This window comes from Micromonospora sp. S4605, from assembly GCF_003176715.1.
Classification (GTDB): Bacteria; Actinomycetota; Actinomycetes; order Mycobacteriales; family Micromonosporaceae; genus Micromonospora; species Micromonospora echinaurantiaca.
In genome coordinates this window covers 1-22,742 of record NZ_QGSW01000303.1, presented here as the reverse complement: position 1 = coordinate 22,742, position 22,742 = coordinate 1, and the positions used below count along the sequence as shown (strand labels likewise).

At 74.1% G+C, this 22,742-nt stretch carries 19 protein-coding genes and 1 pseudogene; 8 read left to right on the top strand and 12 right to left on the bottom strand.

Annotation, left to right across the window (positions count from 1 at the left end; genetic code table 11):
- Positions 1-210: 210 nt before the first annotated feature.
- On the bottom strand, positions 211-1,791 hold the full coding sequence (locus DLJ47_RS27315) for a Rieske 2Fe-2S domain-containing protein (RefSeq protein WP_109904147.1): 1,581 nt from the start codon (positions 1,789-1,791) through the stop codon (positions 211-213).
- A 383-nt stretch (positions 1,792-2,174) separates the two neighbouring features.
- Between DLJ47_RS27315 and DLJ47_RS27310 the strand changes: the two genes are divergently transcribed.
- Positions 2,175-2,396, top strand: a complete 222-nt coding sequence (locus tag DLJ47_RS27310; RefSeq protein ID WP_109904145.1) for a DUF2631 domain-containing protein — start codon at positions 2,175-2,177, stop codon at positions 2,394-2,396.
- A gap of 86 nt (positions 2,397-2,482) precedes the next feature.
- On the opposite strand, the gene DLJ47_RS27305 is transcribed toward DLJ47_RS27310, so the two are convergent.
- The 8 genes from DLJ47_RS27305 to DLJ47_RS27270 all read right to left on the bottom strand — a co-directional run bounded on the left by DLJ47_RS27305 (position 2,483) and on the right by DLJ47_RS27270 (position 11,142).
- Positions 2,483-3,526: a DivIVA domain-containing protein gene (locus DLJ47_RS27305; RefSeq protein WP_109904143.1), complete on the bottom strand. Its 1,044-nt coding sequence runs from the start codon at positions 3,524-3,526 to the stop codon at positions 2,483-2,485.
- A 31-nt stretch (positions 3,527-3,557) separates the two neighbouring features.
- Complete coding sequence (gene rlmN / locus DLJ47_RS27300) at positions 3,558-4,709, bottom strand: 23S rRNA (adenine(2503)-C(2))-methyltransferase RlmN (protein WP_088995485.1); 1,152 nt, start codon at positions 4,707-4,709, stop codon at positions 3,558-3,560.
- Between the two features lie 104 nt (positions 4,710-4,813).
- Positions 4,814-6,010: a phosphatidate cytidylyltransferase gene (locus tag DLJ47_RS27295; protein ID WP_109904141.1), complete on the bottom strand. Its 1,197-nt coding sequence runs from the start codon at positions 6,008-6,010 to the stop codon at positions 4,814-4,816.
- A gap of 327 nt (positions 6,011-6,337) precedes the next feature.
- Positions 6,338-6,895 (bottom strand): ribosome recycling factor, encoded by a 558-nt coding sequence (frr, locus tag DLJ47_RS27290; protein WP_109904139.1) that lies wholly within the window; start codon positions 6,893-6,895, stop codon positions 6,338-6,340.
- Between the two features lie 79 nt (positions 6,896-6,974).
- Entirely contained in the window at positions 6,975-7,742 is a 768-nt protein-coding gene (pyrH, locus tag DLJ47_RS27285) for a UMP kinase (protein WP_109904137.1), read from the bottom strand.
- Positions 7,743-7,902: 160 nt separating this feature from the next.
- Complete coding sequence (gene tsf / locus DLJ47_RS27280) at positions 7,903-8,757, bottom strand: translation elongation factor Ts (RefSeq protein WP_109904135.1); 855 nt, start codon at positions 8,755-8,757, stop codon at positions 7,903-7,905.
- Between the two features lie 137 nt (positions 8,758-8,894).
- The gene (rpsB, locus tag DLJ47_RS27275; RefSeq protein ID WP_109904133.1) at positions 8,895-9,728 is read right to left on the bottom strand and encodes a 30S ribosomal protein S2; all 834 of its coding nucleotides are present in this window, start codon (positions 9,726-9,728) and stop codon (positions 8,895-8,897) included.
- A 235-nt stretch (positions 9,729-9,963) separates the two neighbouring features.
- Positions 9,964-11,142, bottom strand: coding sequence for a hypothetical protein (locus DLJ47_RS27270; RefSeq protein WP_109904131.1), 1,179 nt, complete (start codon positions 11,140-11,142; stop codon positions 9,964-9,966).
- Positions 11,143-11,432: 290 nt separating this feature from the next.
- Between DLJ47_RS27270 and DLJ47_RS27265 the strand changes: the two genes are divergently transcribed.
- The 3 genes from DLJ47_RS27265 to DLJ47_RS27255 all read left to right on the top strand — a co-directional run bounded on the left by DLJ47_RS27265 (position 11,433) and on the right by DLJ47_RS27255 (position 14,581).
- A complete protein-coding gene (locus tag DLJ47_RS27265; RefSeq protein WP_109904129.1) occupies positions 11,433-11,792 on the top strand; it encodes a YraN family protein in 360 nt (119 codons plus the stop codon).
- Positions 11,793-11,864: 72 nt separating this feature from the next.
- A complete protein-coding gene (locus DLJ47_RS27260; protein ID WP_109904127.1) occupies positions 11,865-13,385 on the top strand; it encodes a YifB family Mg chelatase-like AAA ATPase in 1,521 nt (506 codons plus the stop codon).
- Positions 13,295-14,581 carry a DNA-processing protein DprA gene (locus tag DLJ47_RS27255; protein ID WP_396774119.1) on the top strand — a complete coding sequence of 429 codons (1,287 nt, stop codon included), beginning with the start codon at positions 13,295-13,297 and terminating at the stop codon, positions 14,579-14,581. Before DLJ47_RS27260 ends, DLJ47_RS27255 begins: the two co-directional genes overlap by 91 nt.
- 241 nt (positions 14,582-14,822) lie before the next feature.
- Here DLJ47_RS27255 and DLJ47_RS27250 read toward each other — a convergent pair whose 3' ends face one another.
- Entirely contained in the window at positions 14,823-16,181 is a 1,359-nt protein-coding gene (locus DLJ47_RS27250; protein ID WP_233258040.1) for a M28 family peptidase, read from the bottom strand.
- A gap of 553 nt (positions 16,182-16,734) precedes the next feature.
- Positions 16,735-17,073 carry a hypothetical protein gene (locus DLJ47_RS27245; protein WP_109904121.1) on the bottom strand — a complete coding sequence of 113 codons (339 nt, stop codon included), beginning with the start codon at positions 17,071-17,073 and terminating at the stop codon, positions 16,735-16,737.
- A gap of 319 nt (positions 17,074-17,392) precedes the next feature.
- Between DLJ47_RS27245 and DLJ47_RS27240 the strand changes: the two genes are divergently transcribed.
- Together DLJ47_RS27240 and DLJ47_RS27230 are read left to right on the top strand one after the other, a co-directional pair.
- A complete protein-coding gene (locus DLJ47_RS27240; RefSeq protein WP_109904119.1) occupies positions 17,393-18,403 on the top strand; it encodes a tyrosine recombinase XerC in 1,011 nt (336 codons plus the stop codon).
- A gap of 210 nt (positions 18,404-18,613) precedes the next feature.
- On the top strand, positions 18,614-19,795 hold the full coding sequence (locus DLJ47_RS27230; RefSeq protein WP_109904117.1) for an aminotransferase class V-fold PLP-dependent enzyme: 1,182 nt from the start codon (positions 18,614-18,616) through the stop codon (positions 19,793-19,795).
- Positions 19,796-19,847: 52 nt separating this feature from the next.
- Here DLJ47_RS27230 and DLJ47_RS37940 read toward each other — a convergent pair.
- Positions 19,848-20,498 (bottom strand): annotated as a pseudogene (locus DLJ47_RS37940) (murein hydrolase activator EnvC family protein); the annotation flags it as partial.
- Positions 20,499-20,639: 141 nt separating this feature from the next.
- Here DLJ47_RS37940 and DLJ47_RS27220 point away from each other — a divergent pair.
- Positions 20,640-21,284, top strand: coding sequence for a class I SAM-dependent methyltransferase (locus tag DLJ47_RS27220; protein WP_109904113.1), 645 nt, complete (start codon positions 20,640-20,642; stop codon positions 21,282-21,284).
- A 221-nt stretch (positions 21,285-21,505) separates the two neighbouring features.
- Positions 21,506-22,612 (top strand): sulfite oxidase, encoded by a 1,107-nt coding sequence (locus tag DLJ47_RS27215; protein WP_109904111.1) that lies wholly within the window; start codon positions 21,506-21,508, stop codon positions 22,610-22,612.
- Positions 22,613-22,742: the final 130 nt, after the last annotated feature.

Sequence of the window (22,742 nt, the reverse complement as noted above, 5' to 3'; positions counted from 1 at the left end):
CCGGTACCGGTACCTCCGCTGCCCAGCTCCAGCCCCGGTCATGCCCCGCCCCACCCTCGTGGATCATGAAGTGGTGGCGTCCCGGTGGGTGCCGGTTAGCGGCTGCCGCCGCCCACCACCCCTGCATGGTCGCCCACCGGGCAGGCCGCGCGGGTCGGGATCGGGGTACGGGGGCCGGGTCGGGCCGGTCGCAGTCGCCCGGCCCCGGCGTCAGCTGAGAGCTTCGCCGGCGGGGGCGGGAGCCTCGGCGTCGACCCGGCGGGCCCGGATCTTGTGTCCGACGCTGGTCAGGCAGCGGCCGCTGGCCAGGTCGAACCGCCACCCGTGCAGCTGGCAGGTGAGCTGGTCGCCCTCGACGATGCCGAACCGGGTCAGGTCCGCCTTCAGGTGCGGGCAGCGCCGCTGCACCACCCAGTCGCCGAGGGTGATGTCCTCGGCGTCGCTGGTCCGCTCGTGCTCGTCGTACCAGCCCTCGGCGTACTGGAGCCGCTCCTCCGACAGGCACTTGAAGAACGCGTAGACGAACTCGTTGTACTGGCCGATCCGGGCGGCGGAGAACCGGCAGGAGAGGAAGAGCGAATTGACCCAGTCCACCTCACCGATGTGCAGCAGGTGCTCGACCAGCGCCCGCTCGGTGCGGAACCGGTACCGGACCTTCTCGTCCGCGTACGGCCGGACCTGCTTGCCGGGAAAGTCCACCACGATCGACTCGACGCTCTCCCCGTCGTAGCCGACCAGGTCGAAGCGGACCGGACCGCCGACCCCCTTGGCCAGGTAGATCGACTCGTCCAGCAGCGGCTCGACGCGCCGCTTCAGCTCCTTCAGGATGTCGATCTCGGGGTGCCGCCAGGACGCCTTCTCCGCCTCGATGATCGGGCGCTTGCGCTCCCGCATCTCCTCCAGGTGGGCGACCTTGTTCGCGAAGAACTCCGCCACCGGCACCGGGTGGGTGGTGGTGGCGCCCTCCGTGGTGACCTCGGCGACGCTGCCGGGCAGCAGCACGATGCCGTTGGTGCCGCCGACCTTCGCGTACTCGGCGAGGAACACCGACTGGTCCGGGAAGATGTTCCCCTCGTCGCCGAAGATGTCGTTGAACTGCCACAGCTCGTCGTCGAGGAAGCACGGCGGGCCGGCGATCGGGAAGACGTGCGAGGCGTTCAGGTCGTTGATGTACCGCCAGGTGCGGTCGAACTGCCGGTCCCGCTTCTGCTTGCCGAACGCCGTCTTGGCGGCCTGCGGCAGCTCGTAGACCATCGGGTACCAGATCGCCCCGGAGAACTGGAGCATGTGCGCGTGCACGTGCCCCAGCTCGGCGAAGACGCTCAGGTCGGTGGGGCGGGCGTCGTTCTGGTTCAGCAACCGGACACCGTCGTACTCGACCCAGAGCGAGGAGTCGCCGATCGGGCCGTCGGTCGGGCTGGTCAGCGCCTGAATCATGATCTTGAGTCCGCCGGGCAGCTCCACGACCTGCTCGTTCGGCGCCTTGAGGAACTTGGTGAAGCCCAGCTCCCGGAACTCGTCCTCCATCTCCGAGGTGGGGAACTCGGGGAGCAGCACTGTCGCGTCCTTCGACACGAAGTCGCGCAGGTGCTTCGCGTCGAAGTGGTCCCGGTGCAGGTGCGAGACGTAGAGGTAGTCGACCTGACCGAGGGTCTCCCAGTCGAGCTGCGAATTGTCGGGGAAAGGGAACCAGGAGGCGAAATAGGCCGGATTGACCCACGGGTCGCACAGGATGCTGCCCGCGGCCGTGTCGATCCGCATGCTCGCGTGCCCCGTACCGGTCACTCGCACCGCAGTTCTCCCTCGAGAAGACAAACAAGGTGTACGTCAGAACGCTACCGGAGGCAGTGTGGCCGCCGACCCGCGACGCCGGTAGTGCCGTACCGCCCGGGTCCTTCGGCCCGGGTTCCCGGTTCCCACGCCGGCCGGCGCCGAATCCTCGCCGGAGGCGGCGCGCCGCCGCCCGTCGGCGTCCCCTGGCCGCGTCGCGGGGCGCCCCGCCCGCCAACGCGCCACCGGCACGGGCAATGGCACCGGCACCTCAGCCGGCGGGCCGGGCCGCCGCCCACCGCTGCCGGGCATGTCGCGGCTCGCATCCGGTCGGACCCTGCGCCGGGCCCGGCACGGGGCGTGCCAGACTAACCAGAGATCCGATCGCGAGGGAAGGACCGACAGTGGCAGGAAGCGAGCCGGTAACGTCGCCAGACCAGCACAAGCCCGGGCACCGCAAGGCCGGGCGGATCGGCGCGGTGGTGACCGCGCTGGCGCTGCTGGCGATGATCTGCGGCAACCACGAGGGCAGGGTCGAGGACATCTGGCTGGTCGGCCTCGCCGTGCTGCTGCTGGTCATCGTCATCGGCGACGCGGTGCTGCGGCGCAACGGCCTGCGCTCCTGACCGGAACGGCCGCCGGCTGCGCACCTCCCGCGACACGTACGAAGGGCCCGCCCCCACACCGGGGAGCGGGCCCTTCGTGACGGCGGTCAGCGGCCGAAGAGGATGTCCTGCACGTCCTTGAGCGCGGCGTCCACCTCGGCCTCGAAGTAGCCGCCCTGCACCAGGCCGAAGCGGAGCGTGTCCAGGTCCTTCGGGTTCACCGGCATCGGGTTGCGCCCGGCCATCCCGCCGAGCAGGCTCTCGAAGAACCGGTCGACCTGGTCGGGGTCGTAGCCGCTGCCGAACCGGCGCACCTGGAAGCTGCGGCGGATCTGATCGACCCGGTAGAGGTCGCTGCCGGGCGGGCCGGCCATCGGCGGGCCACCCATCGGCGGGCCACCGGCCGGCGGGCCACCCATCGGCGCGCCGCCGAACCCCTGCTGCGGCATCGGCGGCGGTCCGGCCGGGCCACGACCCCGCGGCTCCCGCTCCCGCTCCGGCATCCGGATCTCGGCGGTCATGTCGGTCCGGCCGCGCCGACCCGCCTCGAAGCCGTCGAACCGCTGCTCGTCCGGGCCGTAGCCCTCCGGGCCGTAGCCGCCGGGACCGGCGGGCAGGCCGCGCGGCGGCGGGCCGCCGTGCCCCATCGGGCCCGGGCCCATCGGCGGGTTCGGGCCGGCTGGGCCGCGCGGCGCGTCGTAGCCCCCACGCGGGGCGTCGTAGCCACCGGCGAAGGCGCCGGTCGGCTCGTCGTAGCGGCCGTAGCGGTCCGCCGGCGGCGGGCCGGCCTGCGCCGGCATCGGCCGGGGCGGCAGCGGCGACATGCCCCGCTCGTCGCGCATCGGCGGACCCATCCGGTCCGGCGGGCCGAGCCGGTCGCCCATCCGGGGGTCGCCGCCGCGCCCACCGCGCTCCTCCAACTCGGCGAGCTGCCGCTCCACGCGGTCCAGGTGCAGGTCGACCTGCCACTCGTCATAGCCGTTGAACCGGACCCGGAAGACGACGTCGTGGACCTCCTGCGAGGCCACCGGGGCGCCGACCGGCTGACCGGCGAGTGTCGCCTCGACCCGGTCGAGGAAGGCGTCCACCTCGTCGACCTTGTATCCCCGGCGGAGCGCCTTACGCCGGAAACGCTGACCCTGACTCGCCACTATGTCTCCTGGTCTCGTTCGCTACGGCCGGTCACGCCGTCGTCTCCGCGGTCCGGTCGGTGTCCCTGTCCTCGGCGGCGGCCAGCTGCCCACACGCTCCGTCGATCTCGCGGCCTCGGGTGTCCCGCACCGTCGTGGACACCCCGGCGTCGCGCAACCGCCGGACGAACTCCCGCTCGACCGGCTTCGGGCTGGCGTCCCAGCGGCTGCCCGGAGTCGGGTTGAGCGGGATCAGGTTCACGTGGGCCAGCTTGCCGGCCAGCAGCCGGCCGAGCAGGTCCGCTCGCCACGGCTGGTCGTTCACGTTCTTGATCATTGCGTACTCGATCGACACGCGCCGGCCCGTACGGGCCGCGTAGTCCCACGCTGCGTCCAGCACCTCGGCTACCTTCCAGCGCTGGTTCACCGGCACGAGTTCGTCGCGCAGATCATCATCGGGGGCGTGCAACGACAGCGCAAGAGTCACTGAGAGGTCTTCGCTGGCCAGTCGGCGGATGGCCGGAACCAGCCCCACCGTGGAAACGGTGATGTGTCGCTGGGACAGCCCGAGCCCCTCGGGCGCCGGCGCGATCAGCCGGCGGATCGCGGCGACCACCCGGTTGTAGTTGGCCAGCGGCTCGCCCATGCCCATGAAGACCACGTGCGACAGCCGCGGCGGCGACCCGGCCACCGCTCCGGAGGCGGCCACCCCGGCCAGGTAGACCGCCTGGTCGACGATCTCGGCGGTGGAGAGGTTGCGGGTCAGCCCGGCCTGGCCGGTGGCGCAGAACGGGCAGGCCATCCCGCAGCCGGCCTGGCTGGAGATGCAGACAGTGACCCGGTCCGGGTAGCCCATCAGCACGCTCTCCACCAGCGAGCCGTCGTGCAGCCGCCAGAGCGCCTTGCGGGTCGCGCCGTCGTCGCAGGCCAGCTCCCGTACCGGGGTGAGCAGCCGGGGCAGCAGCCGGTCGGCCAGCCGCTCCCGGGTCGCGGCCGGCAGATCGGTCATCTCGGCCGGGTCGCGGACCAGCCGGCCGAAGTAGTGGGTGGAGACCTGCTTGGCGCGGAACGCCGGCTCCCCCAGCTCGGCGACCAGCGCACGACGACCGGCGAGGTCGAGGTCGGCGAGGTGGCGGGGTGGCATGCTCGCCCGGCGTGCGCCGGGGGCGTCCGGGTCCACGGGGATCAGGGGCAGGCTCGTCATGGCGCGTCCAGTCTGTCACGCCGGATGGCGGACGCACCTGTCCGGACGTGCCGAATCGACCCTGGCCTCGCGGAGGACCCCGGCACCAGGACGTGACCCATGCCTCAGCCCGCCACCGGTGCGACGACCACCAGCAGCAGGTACGCGGTCGGCAGGGCGAACAGGATCGAGTCGAGCCGGTCCATCAGCCCGCCGTGGCCGGGCAGCAGGTTGCTCATGTCCTTGATGCCCAGGTCCCGCTTGATCATCGATTCGGCGAGGTCGCCGAGGACCGCCGCGACCGAGACCGCCAGGCCGAAGAGCGCGCCCCACCACGGGGCGACGTCGAGGAGCAGCCAGAGCAGCAGGGCGCTGCCGAGCGCCGCCGCGGTGACCGAGCCGGCGAAACCCTCCCAGGACTTCTTCGGACTGATGGCCGGCGCCATCGGGTGCTTGCCGAAGGCCACCCCGGCCGCGTACCCGCCGGTGTCGGAGAGCACCACCGCGACCAGGGTGACCAGCACCCGCAGGTGGCCGTCGTCGGGCACCGCCGCCAGCAGCGCGGCGAAGCCGCCGAGGAACGGCACGTAGACAGCGATCAGCGTGGCCGCGGTGAGGTCGCGCTGGTAGCCGCCGGGACCGTCGCCCAGCCGCCAGACCATCGTGCCGAGGACGGTGACCAGCAGGCCGAGGCTGAGCGCGTCGGGGCCGGCGAACCAGGCCAACCCGACGGTGAGCACCCCGCCGGCGATCAGCGGCACCAGCGGCGGGTGGGCGCCGCTGCGGCGTACCGCCCGGGCCATCTCCCACACCCCGACGCCGACCGCGGCGGCGACCACCACCAGGAAGGCCGGCCGGTAGAGGAAGAGCGGCAGCAGGATCGCGCCGACGCCGAGACCGAGACCGACCGCGATGGCGGCCGGCAGGTTGCGCCCGGCCCGGCTCGGCTGGGTCGGCGGCCGGTCGGCGCTGGCCCGACGCCGCCCGCGCGGCCGCCGGCCGCGCGGAGGCTCCGGGTCGGGCCCGGGCTCCGGCTCGCGGTCGGGCCGCACCGGCTCCAGTTGGGCGGTCGGGTAGTCGTCCGGGTCGCGGTGACCGTTCCGGCCGGCCGGTCGCTCGTCGTACGGCTGGCCGCGGTACGCCTCCGGGTACGGATCGGCCGGCGGGCGAGTCAGCCCACGCGGCTCGGCGTACCGGTCCGGGACCGGGCGGCGGTCCCACGGGGCCGGTTCGACGTCCGGCTCGGGCCAGGGCAGGGCGGTCGGGCGGTCCGGGCGGTCCCAGCCGCGCGGCTCACCGCCGTAGGGGTCGAGGTGGGACATCACGCACCGAGCGGAGCCGGTTCGAGATCCACCACATGACGCAAACGCACAACCATCCCCTACAGGCCCGACTGCTCCTCCGGTCGACCGGCCCGACGACCGGTCGATTCCCGCCGTTCACCGCGAGGTGGCCGGGAATCCTGCCGAGCCTACTGCACCCGCCGGGCCGGCACGGCGGACGATGTCCCGGCCCCCCGCCCGGCCCGCTCGACACCCCGCCGGCCAGGCACACCACGGCGGGGCGGGACCTCCCGTAGCCGGCCCGGATCGGCAACGAGGCCCGCCCCCCGGGCCGGGGGCGGGCCTCGCTGACGACGTACGGCTGGCTCAGACCTCGAGCAGCTCGGTCTCCTTGTGCTTGACCAGCTCGTCGACGTTGGCCACGTAGCGCTGGGTCAGGTCGTCCAGCTCCTTCTCGGCGCGGCGGCCCTCGTCCTCGCCGACCTCACCGTCCTTGACCAGCCGGTCGAGCTCCTCCTTGCCGCGGCGGCGGATGTTGCGGATCGCCACCTTGGCCTCCTCACCCTTGTGCCGGGCCACCTTGATCATGTCGCGGCGGCGCTCCTCGGTCATCTGGGGGAGCAGGATGCGCAGCTGGTTGCCCTCGTTGTTGGGGTTCACCCCGAGGTCGGAATCGCGGATCGCCTTCTCCATGGCGTTGATCTGCGAGTTGTCGTACGGCTTGATGATGGCCATCCGCGGCTCCGGGATGGCCACGGACGCCATCTGGGTCAGCGGCGTCGGCGTTCCGTAGTAGTCGATGATGACCTTGGAGAACATGGCCGGAGTGGCGCGGCCGGTGCGGATGGCCCCGAACTCCTCCTTGGCGTGCTCGACCGCACGCTCCATCTTCTCCTCGGCCTCGAGGAGGGTGTCGTCGATCACCGGTCTCCTCGCCTCCTTCTGTGCTCGTCGTGGGCTGTGCTGGGTGTCGGAGGACCGTCGGGTGGGCCGCGGAGCCCGCTCAGGCGGTGATCAGGGTGCCGATCTTCTCGCCCGCCACGGCACGGATGATGGTGTCGTCGCCCTGCGCGCCGAAGACCAGCATCGGCAGGCCGTTCTCCATGCAGAGGCTGAACGCGGCGGCGTCGGCGACCCGGAGGTTGCGCTGCAGCACCTCGGAGAAGGTGATCGAGTCGAACTTGCTGGCGGTCGGGTCGACCCGGGGGTCGGCGGTGTAGACGCCGTCGACGCCGTTCTTGCTCATCAGCACCACGTCGGCGCGGATCTCCAGCGCGCGCTGGGCGGCCACCGTGTCGGTGGAGAAGTACGGCATGCCGGCACCCGCGCCGAAGATCACCACACGGCCCTTCTCCAGGTGCCGGATGGCGCGCAGCGGGATGTACGGCTCGGCGACCTGGGCCATCGTGATCGCGCTCTGCACGCGGGTCTCGATGCCCTCCTTCTCCAGGAAGTCCTGCAACGCGAGGCAGTTCATCACCGTGCCGAGCATGCCCATGTAGTCGGCCCGGGCCCGGTCCATGCCGCGCTTCTGCAACTCGGCGCCGCGGAAGAAGTTGCCACCGCCGACCACCACGGAGACCTGCACGCCGCGCCGGGCCACGGTGGCGATCTGCCGGGCGACGGCCTGTACGACGTCCGGGTCGACCCCGACCGCGCCACCGCCGAACACCTCGCCGGAGAGCTTCAGCACCACGCGGCGGGCGCGGCCGGGGGGCGGCGCCGTCGGATCGTCCGCCGCCAGCGTCCGGTCACTCACAACCTGCGTCATCCGCCCCGCCCTTTCCCACGCGCGCGCCCCGTGCGCCGCATACCGCGAACCTGCCGCTGCCGACCCTATGTGACAAGGAGGCCGCGGTGCCTGTCACGTACACCGGCGGCCTCCTCGTCGACGTTCCTGCCCACGGGCGCGTCGCGCCCGATCAGGCGGCTCAGGCCTGGCCGACCTCGAACCGCACGAAGCGGGTGACCTCGATGCCGGCCTCGGCCAGCATCTGCTTCACCGTCTTCTTGTTGTCGGCCACCGACGCCTGCTCGATCAGGACGTAGTCCTTGAAGAAGGCGTTGACCCGACCCTCGACGATCTTCGGCAGGGCCGCCTCGGGCTTGTTCTCCTCGCGGGCGGTCTGCTCGGCGATGCGCCGCTCCGACTCGACCACGTCGGCCGGCACCTCGTCGCGGGTGAGGTACTTCGGCCGCATCGCCGCGATCTGCATGGCGACCGCGCGGGCGTCCGAGTCCGACGCCTCGTCGTCCGGGGTCGACCGGCCGGCGCTCGCCGGGGCGGTGGTGTACTCCACCAGCACGCCGACGGCCGGCGGCAGGTCCTGGCTCTTGCGGTGCAGGTAGACCGCGGTGGTGCCGTCGACCTTGGCGAACCGGTTGAGCACCAGCTTCTCGCCGATCTTGGCGGACTGCTCCTGGATCAGGTCGGCGACGGTCTTGCCGTCCAGCTCGCTCGCCAGCAGCTCCTCGGCGTTGGTCACGCCGGTGCTCGCGCCGTGCTCGACCAGCTGCTGGGCCAGCGCGATGAAGGCGTCGGTCTTGGCGACGAAGTCGGTCTCGCAGTTCAGCTCGAGCAGCGCCTTGCCGGAGTGCGCGATCAGCCCGTTGGCGGCGGTACGACCGGCACGCTTGCCGACGTCCTTGGCGCCCTTGACGCGCAGGATCTCGATGGCCTTGTCGAAGTCGCCCTCGGCCTCGGTCAGCGCCTTCTTGCTGTCCATCATGCCGGCGCCGGTGAGGTCGCGGAGCTTCTTGACGTCCGCGGCGGTGAATTGGGACATGGCTCTCTCTTCGATGTTGAGACGGCGTGTGGATGGTCAGAGGTGCCGGTTACCCGGATCCGGGCCGGATGTGCCCGGTTGGCCCGTCGCCACCCCGCCATCCGCCGAAACGGACGGCGGGGCGGCGACGGTACGCCTCACTCCGCGGCGGCGGCGGCCGGCTGCTCCGGCTGGTCCTCGGCCTTCTTCGGCTCCTCGAGCAGCTCGCGCTCCCACTCGGCGAGCGGCTCGTCGGAGGCCACACCCGGCTCCGGCTTCTCGTCGGTGCCCCGGCGACGGCCGGAACGGGCGATCAGGCCGTCCGCGACGGCGGCGGCGACGACCTTGGTCAGCAGCTCGGCCGAGCGGATCGCGTCGTCGTTGCCCGGGATCGGGAAGTCGACCTCGTCCGGGTCGCAGTTGGTGTCGAGCACCGCGATCACCGGGATGCCCAGCTTGCGGGCCTCGTCGACGGCGATGTGCTCCTTCTTGGTGTCGACCACCCAGATCGCGGCCGGGAGCTTCTGCATGTCCCGCAGGCCACCGAGGGTACGGGTCAGCTTGACCTTCTCGCGGGAGAGCTGCAGGGTCTCCTTCTTGGTGTACCCGGCGGCGGTGCCGCTCAGGTCACCGAGGGCCTCCAGCTCCTTCATCCGCTGCAGCCGCTTGTACACCGTCTGGAAGTTGGTCAGCATGCCGCCGAGCCAGCGGTGGTTGACGTACGGCTGGCCGACCCGGGTCGCCTGCTCGGCGATGGCCTCCTGAGCCTGCTTCTTGGTGCCGACGAAGAGGATGCTGCCACCCTCGGCGACGGTCCCGCGCACGAACTCGTAGGCCTTCTCGATGTAGTCGAGGGTCTGGCGCAGGTCGATGATGTAGATACCGTTGCGCTCGGTGAAGATGAAGCGCTTCATCTTCGGGTTCCAGCGCCGGGTCTGGTGCCCGAAGTGGACACCGCTCTCCAGCAGCTGACGCATGGTCACGACGGCCATGGTGGGGTACTCCTTGCGTCCCTGGTTGTCCCGCCCGGCCGGCGGCCGGGCGTCCTGGCGCCCGGTCGCCGGCCATGGCGGGCCCGACCAAGATCGGGACCAGGGAGGCCGTCGCCCCACGACGGCTCGTGGAGAGGGCGCGCGAGGTCGACCGCGCGAGGCGGTCGCCAGTCGACCAGTGTACGCCCCTTCCCCGCCCGACGACCCCCGGGTGCGCGCGGCACCGGCCGGGCGGTCAGTTCGCGGCGAGGGCGGCGGCGACGAAGAGCACCAGACCGACCGTCAGGTACGCCGTCGGCGGACGCAGCCAGCCCCGGCCCCCGTCCGCCAGCGCCAGCCCACCGGTGCGCAGCCCGTAGAGGCCGACCGCGAAGATCGGCAGGCCACAGACCAGGAACGTGCCGACCACCACGTCGGCGGCCGACACCGGGTCACCCGTCACACCGGTTAACAGCACCCGCAGCGCGGGGACCTCGAAGACCGCCACCAGCACCGCGAAGAGCACGGCCAGTGCCGGCCGGCGGGTCCGGTAGACGCCGTCGCCGACCGGCACCCCCGGGCCGGCCACCGGCGGGTAGGCCAGCGGTTCGCCGCGCGGACCGACCGACGGCATCGGCCCGGTCGGCATCTCCAGCGGGTGCGGCGCTTCCGTGACCGGGCTGGCCGGCTGCACCGGATGCGTCGGCACGGCCCCTCGTCCGGGCACCTCCGCGGCGCGAGCCGGCTCGGTCGCGCGGGCGGGCTCGGTCACGCGGGCGGGCTCGGTCACGCGGGCGGGCTCGACGATCGGGTACCCGGCCAGCGGGGCCGGCCGCATCGGGTCGGCCCCGGCACCGGTCAGCGGGTCCGTGGCAGGCGTGGCGGGCGTGGCGGGTGTGGCGGGCGTGGCGCTGTCGCGCGATTCCCAGGCGGCCCGACGGCCCGGACGATCGCCGGGCAGCTCACCGGAGGTCTCCACCGGGTCCGGTTCCGCCCGGCGCGAGCGGCCCGTCCGGTATCCGTCCGGCTCGCCCCGGCTGTCCTCCCGCGGGTTGGCGGCGGCGTACCGCCCCGGGTCCACCGCGGCGAACCGCCCCGAGTCGGGCTCCGCCCCGAAGCGACCGGAGTCCTGCTCGGCCCTGAAACGCCCGGGATCTGGGTCTACCGGGAAGCGCCCCGAGTCGGGTTCCGCCCCGAAGCGGCCGCTGTCCGGGTCCGCGTCGAAGCGGCCGGGGTCTCCGTGACGGCCGGCGAGGTCGGCGTACCGGCCCGCCTCGGCGGCGCGCTGCTCCGGCGGTCGGAACTCGTCGTCCCGGTACCGCGGCTCGGCCGCCGCACGCCAGTCCGCTTCGCCGTAGCCCCGCTCCGCTTCACCGGAATACCAGCGCGGCTCTTGATCTTCAGCAGAACTCCGTCGTCCGTCCACGTCCGGCACCGTATGTGACCCGTCGGGCGGGCGCCATTCGCCCCCCGGCCAGGCCTTCCACCCGCTCGGCCAGCACTGCACTCCAAGATCGTCTGATGTTCGGCAGGGGTGGGTGAGCCGTTCCGTCCTGCTCAACAGCAGACGATCGCCGGGCGGCCCGGCACGCTGAGCGGGGCTCGGACGGCGTGGCCATAGCACAGCAGGGGCATGATCGTCCGTTCGTCCACAGCCGCTCCCGCTGTCCACAGCCTGCCGGGACGGGACGGCGCGTACGGCCCGGTCCGCGGGACCGTGCCGGCATGACGACGCGGAACCAGGCGGTCGGCGCGTACGGCGAGCGCTGCGCGGTGCGGCACCTCATCGAGGCGGGGCTGCGCCCGGTGGCCCGGAACTGGCGCTGCCCCGCCGGGGAGATCGACATCATCGCCTGGGACGGGCCGGTACTCGCGTTCTGCGAGGTGAAGACCCGGGGCACGGGCGAGTTCGGCACCCCGGCCGAGGCGGTCGTCCCGGCCAAGGCCCGCCGATTGCGCGGCCTGGCCGCCCGGTGGCTGGCCGAGACCGGCACCACCGCCGACGAGGTCCGCTTCGACGTGATCGCGGTACGGCTCGGCGACGCCGGGGCGGCCCGGGTGGAGCACCTGAAGGGGGCGTTCTGAGATGGCTGGCGTGAGCGGGTGGCGCGGTCCGGCGGGCGGTCAGGGTGGCGCCGACGGGAGAGGGGCGCCGGCATGAGCTACGCCAAGGTGCTCTGTGTGGGGCTGGTCGGGGTGACCGGGCACCTCGTCGAGGTGGAGGCCGACCTCGCGCCCGGCCTGCCAGCGGTGGTGATCTCCGGCCTGCCGGACACCGCCTTGCACGAGGCCCGGGACCGGGTCCGGGCGGCCGTGGTCAACTCCGGCCAGCGTTGGCCGAACCGGCGGATCACCCTCAACCTGCTGCCCGCCACCCTGCCGAAGTTCGGTTCGGCGTTCGACCTGGCGATCGCGGCGGCTCTGCTGGGCGGCTCGGGCGAGTTGCCGCTGCTCCCGCTGGAGCGGGTGGTGGTCCTCGGTGAACTGGGCCTGGACGGCACGGTCCGGCCGGTGCGCGGCGTGCTGCCGATGGTCGCGGCGGCGGCCCGGGCCGGCGTCGACCGGGTGATCGTGCCAGCCGACAACGCCGCCGAGGCGGCGGTCATCCCCGGGATCCGGGTCCGCGCGGTGGACACCCTGCACCGGTTGGTCAGCTTCGTCCGCGACGGCGAGCCGCTGATCGAACCGGTCGCCGACGGGCCACCGCCGGCCGGGGAGGGCCCCGACCTGGCCGAGGTCGCCGGGCAGGAGCTGGGCCGGCGGGCGCTGGAGGTGGCCGCGGCCGGTGGCCACCACCTCGCGCTGCTCGGGCCGCCCGGAGCCGGCAAGACCATGCTCGCCGAGCGGCTGCCGTCGATCCTCCCCGAACTGGACGACGAGGACGCGTTGGAGGTCACGGCGCTGCACTCGATCGCCGGACTGCTGCCGGCGGGCGGCCGGCTGATCCGCCGTCCGCCGTTCCAGGCGCCGCACCACAGCGCCACCGTGCCGTCGCTGGTCGGCGGCGGCTCGGGGCTGGCCCGTCCCGGCGCGGTGTCGCTGGCCCACCGGGGGGTGCTCTTCCTCGACGAGGCGCCCGAGTTCAGCAAGGGCGCGCTGGACGCGCTGCGCCAGCCGTTGGAGAACGGCCGGGTCCAGCTGGCCCGCAGCCGGGGCGGCACCGAATACCCGGCCCGGACCCAACTGGTCCTGGCCGCCAACCCGTGCCCGTGTGCCAAGCCGGGCGGCGACACCTACTGCGAGTGCTCGCCGCTGGTGCGCCGACGCTACCTCGGCCGGCTCTCCGGTCCGCTGCTGGACCGCATCGACGTGCAGGTGCGGCTGCCCCCGGTCCGGGCGGCCGAGCTGATGGAGGCGACCGTTGCGAGCGAGTCGTCGGCGGCGGTCGGCCGGCGGGTGGTGGCGGCCCGGCAGGCGGCGGCCGCCCGCTGGTCGGCGATCGGTCGCCGGCTCAACGCGGAAATACCCGGCCCGTTCCTGCGCCGCCCGCCCTGGCGGCTCGCCGCTCGGGACACCGCCGAGCTGCGGTCGCGGCTGGACTCCGGGTCGATCTCCGCCCGCGGCTTCGACCGGATCATCCGCCTCGCCTGGACCATCGCCGACCTGGACGGGCGGGACCGGCCCGACCGGGAGGACGTCCGGGAGGCCATCGGACTCAGGACGGGGGAAGGGTCGTGAGCGGGGACGAGGAACGACTGGCCCGGGTGGCGCTGACCTGGCTCACCGAGCCGGGCACCCGCGCGGTGTACCGGCTGGTCCGGCGGCTGGGGCCGGTCGCCGCGCTCGACCTGCTGCTCGACGGCGGAGCACCGGACGAGAAGCTGCGGGCCGCGGTGGCCGCCCGGTCGGCCGGCGGGGACGCCCGAGCCGTGGCCGCCGAGGCGGTGGAGCGCACCGAGCGGCTCGGCGCGCGGATCGTGGTGCCCGACGACGACGAGTGGCCGGCACACGTCGAGCAGCTGAGCAACCTGCGGCTGCCGGAGGCGTACCGGCGGGTGGACGTCGAGACCGATCCGCCGCTCTGCTTCTGGGTACGCGGCTGCTGGCCGCTGGCCGAGGCGTTCGACCGGTCGGTGGCCGTGGTCGGCGCGCGGGCCGCCACGGCGTACGGCACGCACGTCGCCACCGAACTCGGCTACGGGCTGGCCGACCGGGACTGGACGGTGGTCTCCGGTGGCGCCTTCGGCATCGACGCGGCGGCACACCGGGGCGCGCTCAACGCCGGCGGCACGACAGTGGCGGTGCTCGCCTGCGGGGTGGACCGCCCCTACCCGATGGGCAACGCGGCGCTGTTCGACCGGATCGCCGACACCGGGTTGCTGGTCAGCGAATGGCCGCCCGGTGCGGAGCCGCTGCGGCCACGGTTCCTGATCCGCAACCGGGTGATCGCGGCGGCCACCCGCGGCACCGTGCTGGTGGAGGCCGCGGCGCGCAGCGGCGCGGCACAGACCACCCACCGCGCGATCGCCCTCGGCAAACCGGGGATGGTGGTGCCCGGGCCGGTGACCTCCGCGATGTCCGTCGGCGCGCACGAGCTGCTGCGCGAGTACCCGAAGGCCCGGGTGGTGACCGGCGTCGCGCACGTGCTGGAGGAGGTGGGGCCGATCGGTGAGCTGGCGCCCGTCGCACGCGGCCCGCAGCGGCCGGCCGACCTGCTCGACGACGAGGCCCGGTCGGTCGTCGAGGCGTTCCCCCGGCGGGGCACCGTGGCAGTGGACGTGCTCGCCGCGCGGGCCGGCGTTGACGTGCGGACCACGCTGCGAAAGCTGTCCATGCTGGAGGAACTCGCCCTGGTGGTCCGCCGCGAGGACGGCTACCGGCTCGCGCCGCCACCCGCCGGAACGGCCGCCGGTGGGCCAGCGCCGAGCCGCTGACCAGGGGTCCGAATGACGGCCCGCCGGGTCGGGGTCACGCACCTCAGCGGCCAGCCGGACGTGGCCCAGATTGCCCGGGCGCAGACCGGTTCGGTGCAGTCCGCTACCGGGCGGACGTGGCGCGCGACATCGCCGCCGCACCGGCGGTGCCGGGCGCCGCCCCGGGGACGACCCGGATGCGGCGCTCGGCACCGTGGTGCTCTGCCCCTGCCGTCAGCTCCCCTCGGCACGGGCGGGCCGTTCAGCGGGCGGTCGCGTATGCGGCGCACCCGATCAGCTCGAGTGACACCTGGAGCCGCTCCAGGCTGATGTTCCTGGCGATGGTGTCCTCGGGGGTGTGGTACGGCGGCTCCAGCAGGGCCGGGGTCTCCTCGCCCCGCCAGGAGAAGTTGGCGCTGGCGATGCCGACCTCCTGGAAGGGCTGGTGGTCGCTGGAGCCGCGCTGTGTCACCGGCGAGATCCGCGGATCGTAGCCGAGGCGAGCCGCGGCGGCCGCCACCTCGTCGGTGGCCCGGTTGGCCTCGCCGGTGTACGAGAGCAGCCAGTAACGGGTCGCCGGGTCCCAGCTGGTGGCCACCATGTCGTTCTGGTACACCGCGAGGATCCGGTCCCGCTCCGCCTGCGGGAGCTGCCGGACGTGGTAGCGGGAGCCGACCAGCCCCTGCTCCTCCGAACCCCACAGGGCGAACCGGAGGTTGGCCTCGACCGGGATCGCGCGCAGCACCCGGGCCAGCTCGAGACAGAGCACCGTGCCAGAGCCGTCGTCGTTGGCGCCGGGCGCGCCGATGACCGTGTCGTAGTGGGCGCTGACCATCACCACCGGCCCACCGGCACCCGAGCGCCCCGGCCGGTCCGCGAGGACGTTGTGCGAGGTGAGGCCGCGGTGTGCGGCGGTGGTGACGCTCAGCGTGAGCCGACCGGCGGCGAGCAGAGCGCGCAGTCGCTCCTTCTGCGCCTGGGCGATCCCGACCACCGGGATCGGTACCGGCGAACTGGCCGAGCCCGGCAGCGTCGGCGAGAACGTCCCGGTCCGTCGCGGGGGTACGCCATCGGCGGCGAGGAACACGACGGCGGCGGCCCCACGGGCCAGCGCGGTGGCCACCAGTTGTTCCCGGCGCGCCGCCACGTAGTCGACCAGCACGACGCGACCGGTCACGTCCGCGGGATAGTTCTCCGGCGCACCGGCGCCCACGTCCACCACGTCACCGCTGACCGTGGTGTCCAGCGCGGCGTGCGGGGAGGCGCCGACCTGCCAGTTCAGGTCGGTGGGGAGCCCCGCCGGCGAGGCGAGCTGGGCGAGGAACTTGTCCGCCACGGCGAACGGTTCCAACTGGACGTCGTACCCCAGGTGGTCCAGCTCCTTGGCGATGTAGTCGGCGGCGCGGCGCTCGGACGCCGTCCCGCCGATGCGCGGCCCGATGTCCTCGCTGAGGACACGCAGGTGTGACAGCGCCCGCTCGGCCGACACCTGCGCGATGACCTTGCGGTCGTCCGGGGTCAGCGCCGGCGGGCGGTACGCGCCGGGACGCTGGTCGTCGGCCGCCCACGCCGGTGCGGGCAGGGCCACGGTGGCGGCGCCGCCGAGGGCGATGGTGAGCATCCGCCGTCGGTTCACGGTGGAGTGAACTGGGTCGGTTGAGGATGGAAGGGGATGGCCGCCGTTGGTCATGGGTCCTCCTGGTCTTTCGGAGCCCGTCGACCGATGGTGATCGGGCTCACGGAAACTTGAACCTATCCACTCTTCCGCCGTCCTCCAAGATCCGATCGGAGGGCCGCCGGAGGGCCGTGCAGCCGCCCTGACCAGGCCGGCTGGCCAGGTCAGGGCGGTGGAGCGGGCTGCGGTTCAGCGGCGAACTCCGTACGCCGACGACGATGGCGGGCACACCGGGGAGAACGACCAGATTGGCCGGAGCGCCGGTCGCGCCGGTCGCTGGGGCCGTCAGGGTCCGGCATGGACAGTCGACGACCGCTGCGGCCAGCGGACGACCGATGGCAGCGCGTCACGTCAGCTGGCCCACCGCAGGCGACCCGGTCTCTTCGCCCGCGGGAGGTGCCGCCGCAGGTGGCCGACCTGGGCGACAGGCGGTCCGAGCCCGATGCGGAGCGCCCGACAGCGCGGCACTGCCGTGCCCGGGCCGGCCGTGAGCGGCCGATCAGTCGCCCTCGAACCGGATCTCCATGTCCCGGTCCCGGCACCGCCGGGCGAGCCGGTCCAACCGGCGGACGTGGGTCAGCTCCGGGGTCGTCCGGGCCACCTCGGCCAGGCAGCGTAGTTCGGCGAGGAGCTGGGCCACCTGCTCCGCGGGGACCAGCAGCTCACCGATCGGGTCCACCCGGTCGAGCAGCGGGGTACGTCCGCCGCCCCGGACCCGCCGGACCAGATCCAGCAGGACGTCGTCCGGGTCGGGCAGCACCTCGGCCGGCACGTACGACGTCCGGCGCCGGCCAGGACCGGCACCGATCACCCGGTAGAGGACGACTTCCACCCCCATGGCCGGTCCCCCTTCGTCGAGCTCGGCCGGGTCGCACGGGTGGAGCCGATCCGGGCTCACCGCGCCCCGTGGAACAAGTCTGCTCGTACCGGCGGCCGGAATCCATCACTGGCGGGTGTGGACAGTCGAGGGAATCCCATATCCACACACGTGATCCGTTCAGGCGGCTCGGCCGGCGGCTGCGTCGACCGTAAGGTGGGTCTGTGCGACGCTCCGCTGCGGCTGGGTCACCAAGCCGACGTGACACCGTGCGCCGGCCGGTCATCCAGGCGAGGGCGCCGGTCGATCCGGCCGCGGCCCAGCCGGGAGTGGGGCAGGAATGAGCCGGGAGTCGCACAGCACCCGGGCCACTCACGAGGTCCTGCCCGTGGCGATGCGCGAGGCGGTGGACGACTTCGCGGCCCACCTGGCCGGGGTGCGTAACCGCTCCGCGCACACCGTGCGGGCGTACGTCGCCGACGTGGTGTCGCTGCTCGACCACGCGCGCCGGATGGGCTGCGCCCAGCCGGCCGACCTCGATCTGACGGTGCTGCGCAGCTGGCTGGCGAAGCAGCGCACGACGGGTGCCGCCCGGTCGTCGCTGGCCCGGCGGGCGGCCGCGGCGCGGACGTTCAGCGCCTGGGCGCACCGGTCCGGGCTGCTTCCCACCGACGTGGCGGCGGCCCTGGCCAGCCCTCGCGCGCGGCGCGAACTGCCCACCGTGCTCCGCGCCGACCAGGCGGCCGCCCTGGTCGAGGCCCCCGGCACGCCCGAGCGGACGCCGCCGGCGGGAAACGCCGATGCGCACCCCGGCGGTGACGAGCCACCAGTCGAGCCGACAGCCGAGGCGGTGCTGTTGCGTGACCGGGCTCTGCTCGAGCTGCTCTACGGCACCGGGGTCCGGATCAGCGAGGCGTGCGGGCTGGACACCGCCGACGTGGACCACGGCAGGCGGGTGGTCCGGGTGCTCGGCAAGGGCGGCCGGGAGCGCGCCGTGCCGTACGGGATCCCGGCACAGCGGGCGCTCGACGAGTGGCTGCGCCGGGGCCGCCCCGTGCTGACCGCGCCACACTCCCGGGACGCCCTCCTTCTGGGCGCCCGGGGCGGCCGGCTCAACCCGACCACCGCCCGCCGGATCGTCGGCGGGTACGCCGAAGCGGCGGGTCTGCCCCGGATCAGCCCGCACGGGCTGCGCCACTCGGCCGCCACCCATCTGCTGGAAGGCGGCGCGGACCTGCGCGCGGTGCAGGAACTGCTCGGCCACTCGTCACTGGCCAGCACCCAGATCTACACGCACGTCTCGGTGGAGCGGCTGCGAGCGGCGTACCGCCAGGCCCACCCCCGCGCCTGACGTCCACGGTGCCGGTGCCACCCGTCGTCGGCGGCCGGGGCGGCCTGCTCGCTGGACCGCTCCCGCCGGGTCGGCAGGCCCGCCGGCCAGTCCACCGGCCGGCGGCCTTCCCCGGCCACAAGCCTCCTGCTGGTGTACCGGGGGCGCCGGCCGCCCCCGTGGCCGGTCGAACCAGGCAGTGGAAGATCGTCCAGCGGCTACGATCACCGGGTGAGCGTCCCGCAGCCGCCCGAGCCGATTCCGGGCGCCCGCCTGCTCTTCTCCCTCGACCCGGCGGTCAGCCACCTCAACCACGGCTCGTTCGGCGCGGTGCCCATCGGCGTACAGCGGGCCCAGCAGCGGCTGCGCGACGAGATGGAGGCCAACCCGCTGCGGTTCTTCACCCAGGGGCTCGTCGACCGGATCACCCACACCCGCCGGCACCTGGCGACCGCGCTCGGCGCCGACCCGGACGGTACGGCGCTGGTAGCGAACGCCACCACCGGGGTGGCCGTGGTCCTCCAGTCGCTCGGACTACGCCCGGACGACGAGGTGCTCACCACCGACCACGGCTACGGCGCGGTCGAGCTGTCCATCCGGCGCGAGTGCCACCGCACCGGGGCGGTGACCCGGACCGTGCGGGTGCCGCTGGCCGCCACCGACGAGGAGATGGTCGAGGTGATCCGGGCCGCGCTGCGCCCCGGCCGGACCAGGCTGCTCGTGGTCGATCAGCTCACCTCGGCCACCGCCCGGCTCTTCCCGGTCGCCGCGATCGTCGGGGTGGCCCGCGAGCACGGCGTTCCGGTGCTGGTCGACGCCGCGCACGCGCCCGGCATGCTGCCCACCCCGGTGGACAGCATCGGCGCCGACTTCTGGGTGGGCAACCTGCACAAGTGGGGCTACGCGCCGCGCGGCACCGCCGTGCTCGTGGTGGCGCCGTGGTGGCGGGAGCGGATCGAGCCGCTGGTGGTCTCCTGGGAACAGGACACCGGGTTCCCGCAGCGGGTCGAGTGGCAGGCGACGCAGGACTACACCGCCTGGCTGGCGGCGCCGGCGGGCCTGTTCACGCTGCGCAGCCTTGGGGTCGACCGGGTACGCGCGCACAACGCCGCGCTCGTCGCGTACGGCCAGCGGGTGCTGGGGGACGCACTCGGGGTGGCGCCGGCCGACCTGCCGGATCCGGGCGGACCGGGAATCGCCATGCGGATCGTGCCGCTGCCACCCGGCCTGGCCACCACCATCGACGCGGCTCGGGCGCTGCGTGCCCGTATCGCCGAGCGGCTCGCCACCGAGGTGGCGATCATGGCCTGGGACGGGCGCGGCTGGCTGCGCCTCTGTGGCCAGGTCTACAACTCCGCCGACGAGTACGAGCGGCTGTCGGTGCGGCTGCCCCCGCTGCTCGCCCTGCGCTGACCCCGGCGGGTGACCCGCCACTCACGCCCCCGCCGACCAGGACGACGCCGGCGGGGGCCGCGCCGGACAGCGGCAGCAGTCGCACCGGCCCGAGGCCGAGCAGCACCAGCGGGTCGAGGTACTCCGCGCCGCGCCGCAGTCCCCAGTGCAGGCAGGCCGGCGCCGGGCAGCCGGCGTGCCCGGCCAGCAGCGTGCCCAGCGGAGCGCCGGCCGAGACCGGGGCGCCCGGGCGGACCGCCGGTTGGACCGGCTCGTGGGTGGTCCGCAGGCCACCGCCGTGCCCGACGGTGACCACCGGACGGCCGGCGACCAGCCCGGCGAAGAGCACCGTGCCGGGTCCGGCGGCCCGCACCGTCGCGCCTGGCGCGGCGGCCAGGTCGACGCCGCGGTGACCGGGAAGCCACGGCTGCGGCGGCGGGTCGAACCGGCGCACCAGGTGCGGCGGGCCGTCCAGCGGCCACCGGAACAGCGCCCGGGCGACACTGGCCGCCGGAGCCGCCGGACGATCCGGCACCGTCGGGGGCGGTGTCCGCCGCCGCCCCGGCGGAGCGGCGGACCTGGGTGCCGCGGCCACCGGCACGACGATCGCGGCCGTGGTGGCCCGCGCCGGCCCGGCGGCCGGTGGGCGGGAGAGCGGCTCCGGTCCACCGGCCAGCAGGGCGGCGCAGAACGCGGCGACGGTGCGGAACGAGGTCGGTCGCATGGGCGCAGCCTGCCCGGGGAGCGACGGACTTCGCCGCCTTCCGGCGGCCGGCTGTGGACGGCGGAGCCTGCTGTGGACGGCCACCGATCCGGCCGACGATCTGCTATGTGCCGGCGGCCGACCCGCCCCTAGGCTGGCTCGATGACCAAGGACTGGTACGCGTGGCACGGCGACTACGACGAGCCGGGATCGGCGCTGTCCCGCCGGTTGGCCGAACTGCGGACGCGGCTGCGGGAGGCGCTCGACAACGCCCGGCCGGGGCCGCTGCGGGCGGTGAGTCTCTGTGCCGGGCAGGGTCGGGACCTGATCCCCGTGCTGGCCGCGCATCCGCGTCGGGACGACGTGACCGCCCGGCTGGTCGAGCTGGATCCGCGCAACGCCGAGCTGGCCCGGGCGGCCGCCGCCGACGCCGGTCTGACCCGGGTGGAGGTGGTGGTCGGGGACGCCGCCCGCACCGACGCGTACGCCGACCTGGCGCCGGCGGACCTGGTGCTGGTCTGCGGGGTGTTCGGCAACATCTCGGAGGCGGACATCCGGCGCACGGTGCGGCACTGCGCGGCGCTCTGCGCCACCGGCGGGACGGTCTTCTGGACCCGGCACCGGCGCAGCCCGGACCTGGTGCCGACGATCTGCGACTGGTTCGCCGAGGAGGGCTTCGTCCCGGTGTCGGTGAGCAGCCCGGCGGACGGCGTCGGCGTGGGCGTGCACCGCTTCGCCGGCGAACCCCGGCCGCTGCCGGCCGGGGTGACCATGTTCGAGTTCGGCAGCGACGACCACCGGCCGTGACCCGGAGCGGGGCAACCACCCCCGGGCGGCCCGCCGTCCCGACCCGGAACGGGGCAACCACCCTCGGCGGCCCGCCGCGACCCGGAACGGTCGATCAGACCCGAGGCGGCACCCCCAGCCCGGCCCGAACCCGGCGGCCACCAGCCGGTTCGACGTCCGGCCGGGGGTTCTAGGCTGGGCCGGGTACGGCGGGCGCCGCCGCCGCGGACCGGGAGGCCACCATGACCACTGTGGACGAGGTGAGCCGGCCGTCCCGGCTGGCCGAGCCGGACGAGGCGATCAGCGCCGAGGAGCTGCAACTGGCGGCCCGCAACCACGGCATCCCGCTGGAGGCGCTCCGCTACGACGTCACCCCGGCGGGGTTGCACTACCTGCTCATCCACTACGACATTCCGGACCTCGACCCGGCCGGCCACACGTTGCGGGTGGACGGCGCGGTGGCGCGGCCGCTCACCCTCGACCTGGCCGACCTGCGGGCCCGGCCCCGGGTCACCCACCGGGTGACGCTGGAGTGTGCGGGCAACGGGCGGGCGCTGCTGCACCCTCGCCCGGTGAGCCAGCCGTGGCTGGTCGAGGCGGTCGGCAACGCGGAGTGGACCGGCACCCCGCTGGCCCCGCTGTTGCGCGAGGCGGGCCTCGGCGCCGACGCCGTGGACGTGGTCTTCACCGGCGCCGACCACGGCGTCGAGCGGGGTGTCGAGCAGGACTACCAGCGGGCGCTGCCGGTCGCCGACGCGCTGCGCGAGGAGGTGCTGCTGGCGTACGAGATGAACGGCGCTCCCCTGCTTCCGCAGCACGGCGCTCCGCTGCGGCTGATCGTCCCCGGCTGGTACGGCATGGCGCACGTCAAGTGGCTGCGCTCGATCAGCGTGCTGACCGAGCCGTTCACCGGCTATCAGAACGCGGTGGCCTACCGGTTACGGCAGGACGCCGAGGACCCGGGCGTGCCGGTAACCCGGATCGAGCCGCGGGCGCTGGTCCGGCCGCCCGGCTTCCCGGACTTCATGTCCCGGACCCGGGTGCTCCGGCCGGGACCGTGCACCCTGGACGGTCGGGCCTGGTCCGGGCACGCCCCGGTGGTGGCGGTGGAGGTGACCACGGACGGCGGCGCGACCTGGGCGCCGGCCACCCTGGACGAGCCGACCGGTGGGGAGTTCGCCTGGCGGCGCTGGCGCTACGAGTGGGACGCGCGGCCGGGCCGGTACGTGCTGAGCGCCCGGGCCACCGATGCCTCCGGCCGGACCCAGCCCGTCGAGCAGCCCTGGAACCGGGGCGGCTTCGCCAACAACCTCGTCCAGCAAGTGGACGTGGCGGTCATCCCCGACTGACACCCTCACCCGAGGCCCGCGGGGTCAAGGTCGATCATGAAGTTTGTTGTCAGCCGCCACGGCGTGTCGCGACAACAACTTCATGATCAATGCGGCCGTCTACCGGCGCGGCGCGGGGGTGGGGTGGGGT

Bases quoted from the DNA above. Each gene is read 5' to 3' on its own strand.
- rlmN (WP_088995485.1), bottom strand. From the start codon at position 4,709: ATGACGAGCCTGCCCCTGATCCCCGTGGACCCGGACGCCCCCGGCGCA.
- DLJ47_RS27295 (WP_109904141.1), bottom strand. From the start codon at position 6,010: ATGTCCCACCTCGACCCCTACGGCGGTGAGCCGCGCGGCTGGGACCGC.
- pyrH (WP_109904137.1), bottom strand. From the start codon at position 7,742: ATGACGCAGGTTGTGAGTGACCGGACGCTGGCGGCGGACGATCCGACG.
- tsf (WP_109904135.1), bottom strand. From the start codon at position 8,757: ATGTCCCAATTCACCGCCGCGGACGTCAAGAAGCTCCGCGACCTCACC.
- rpsB (WP_109904133.1), bottom strand. From the start codon at position 9,728: ATGGCCGTCGTGACCATGCGTCAGCTGCTGGAGAGCGGTGTCCACTTC.
- DLJ47_RS27265 (WP_109904129.1), top strand. From the start codon at position 11,433: ATGACGACGCGGAACCAGGCGGTCGGCGCGTACGGCGAGCGCTGCGCG.
- DLJ47_RS27260 (WP_109904127.1), top strand. From the start codon at position 11,865: ATGAGCTACGCCAAGGTGCTCTGTGTGGGGCTGGTCGGGGTGACCGGG.
- DLJ47_RS27250 (WP_233258040.1), bottom strand. From the start codon at position 16,181: ATGCTCACCATCGCCCTCGGCGGCGCCGCCACCGTGGCCCTGCCCGCA.
- DLJ47_RS27245 (WP_109904121.1), bottom strand. From the start codon at position 17,073: ATGGGGGTGGAAGTCGTCCTCTACCGGGTGATCGGTGCCGGTCCTGGC.
- DLJ47_RS27240 (WP_109904119.1), top strand. From the start codon at position 17,393: ATGAGCCGGGAGTCGCACAGCACCCGGGCCACTCACGAGGTCCTGCCC.
- DLJ47_RS27220 (WP_109904113.1), top strand. From the start codon at position 20,640: ATGACCAAGGACTGGTACGCGTGGCACGGCGACTACGACGAGCCGGGA.
- DLJ47_RS27215 (WP_109904111.1), top strand. From the start codon at position 21,506: ATGACCACTGTGGACGAGGTGAGCCGGCCGTCCCGGCTGGCCGAGCCG.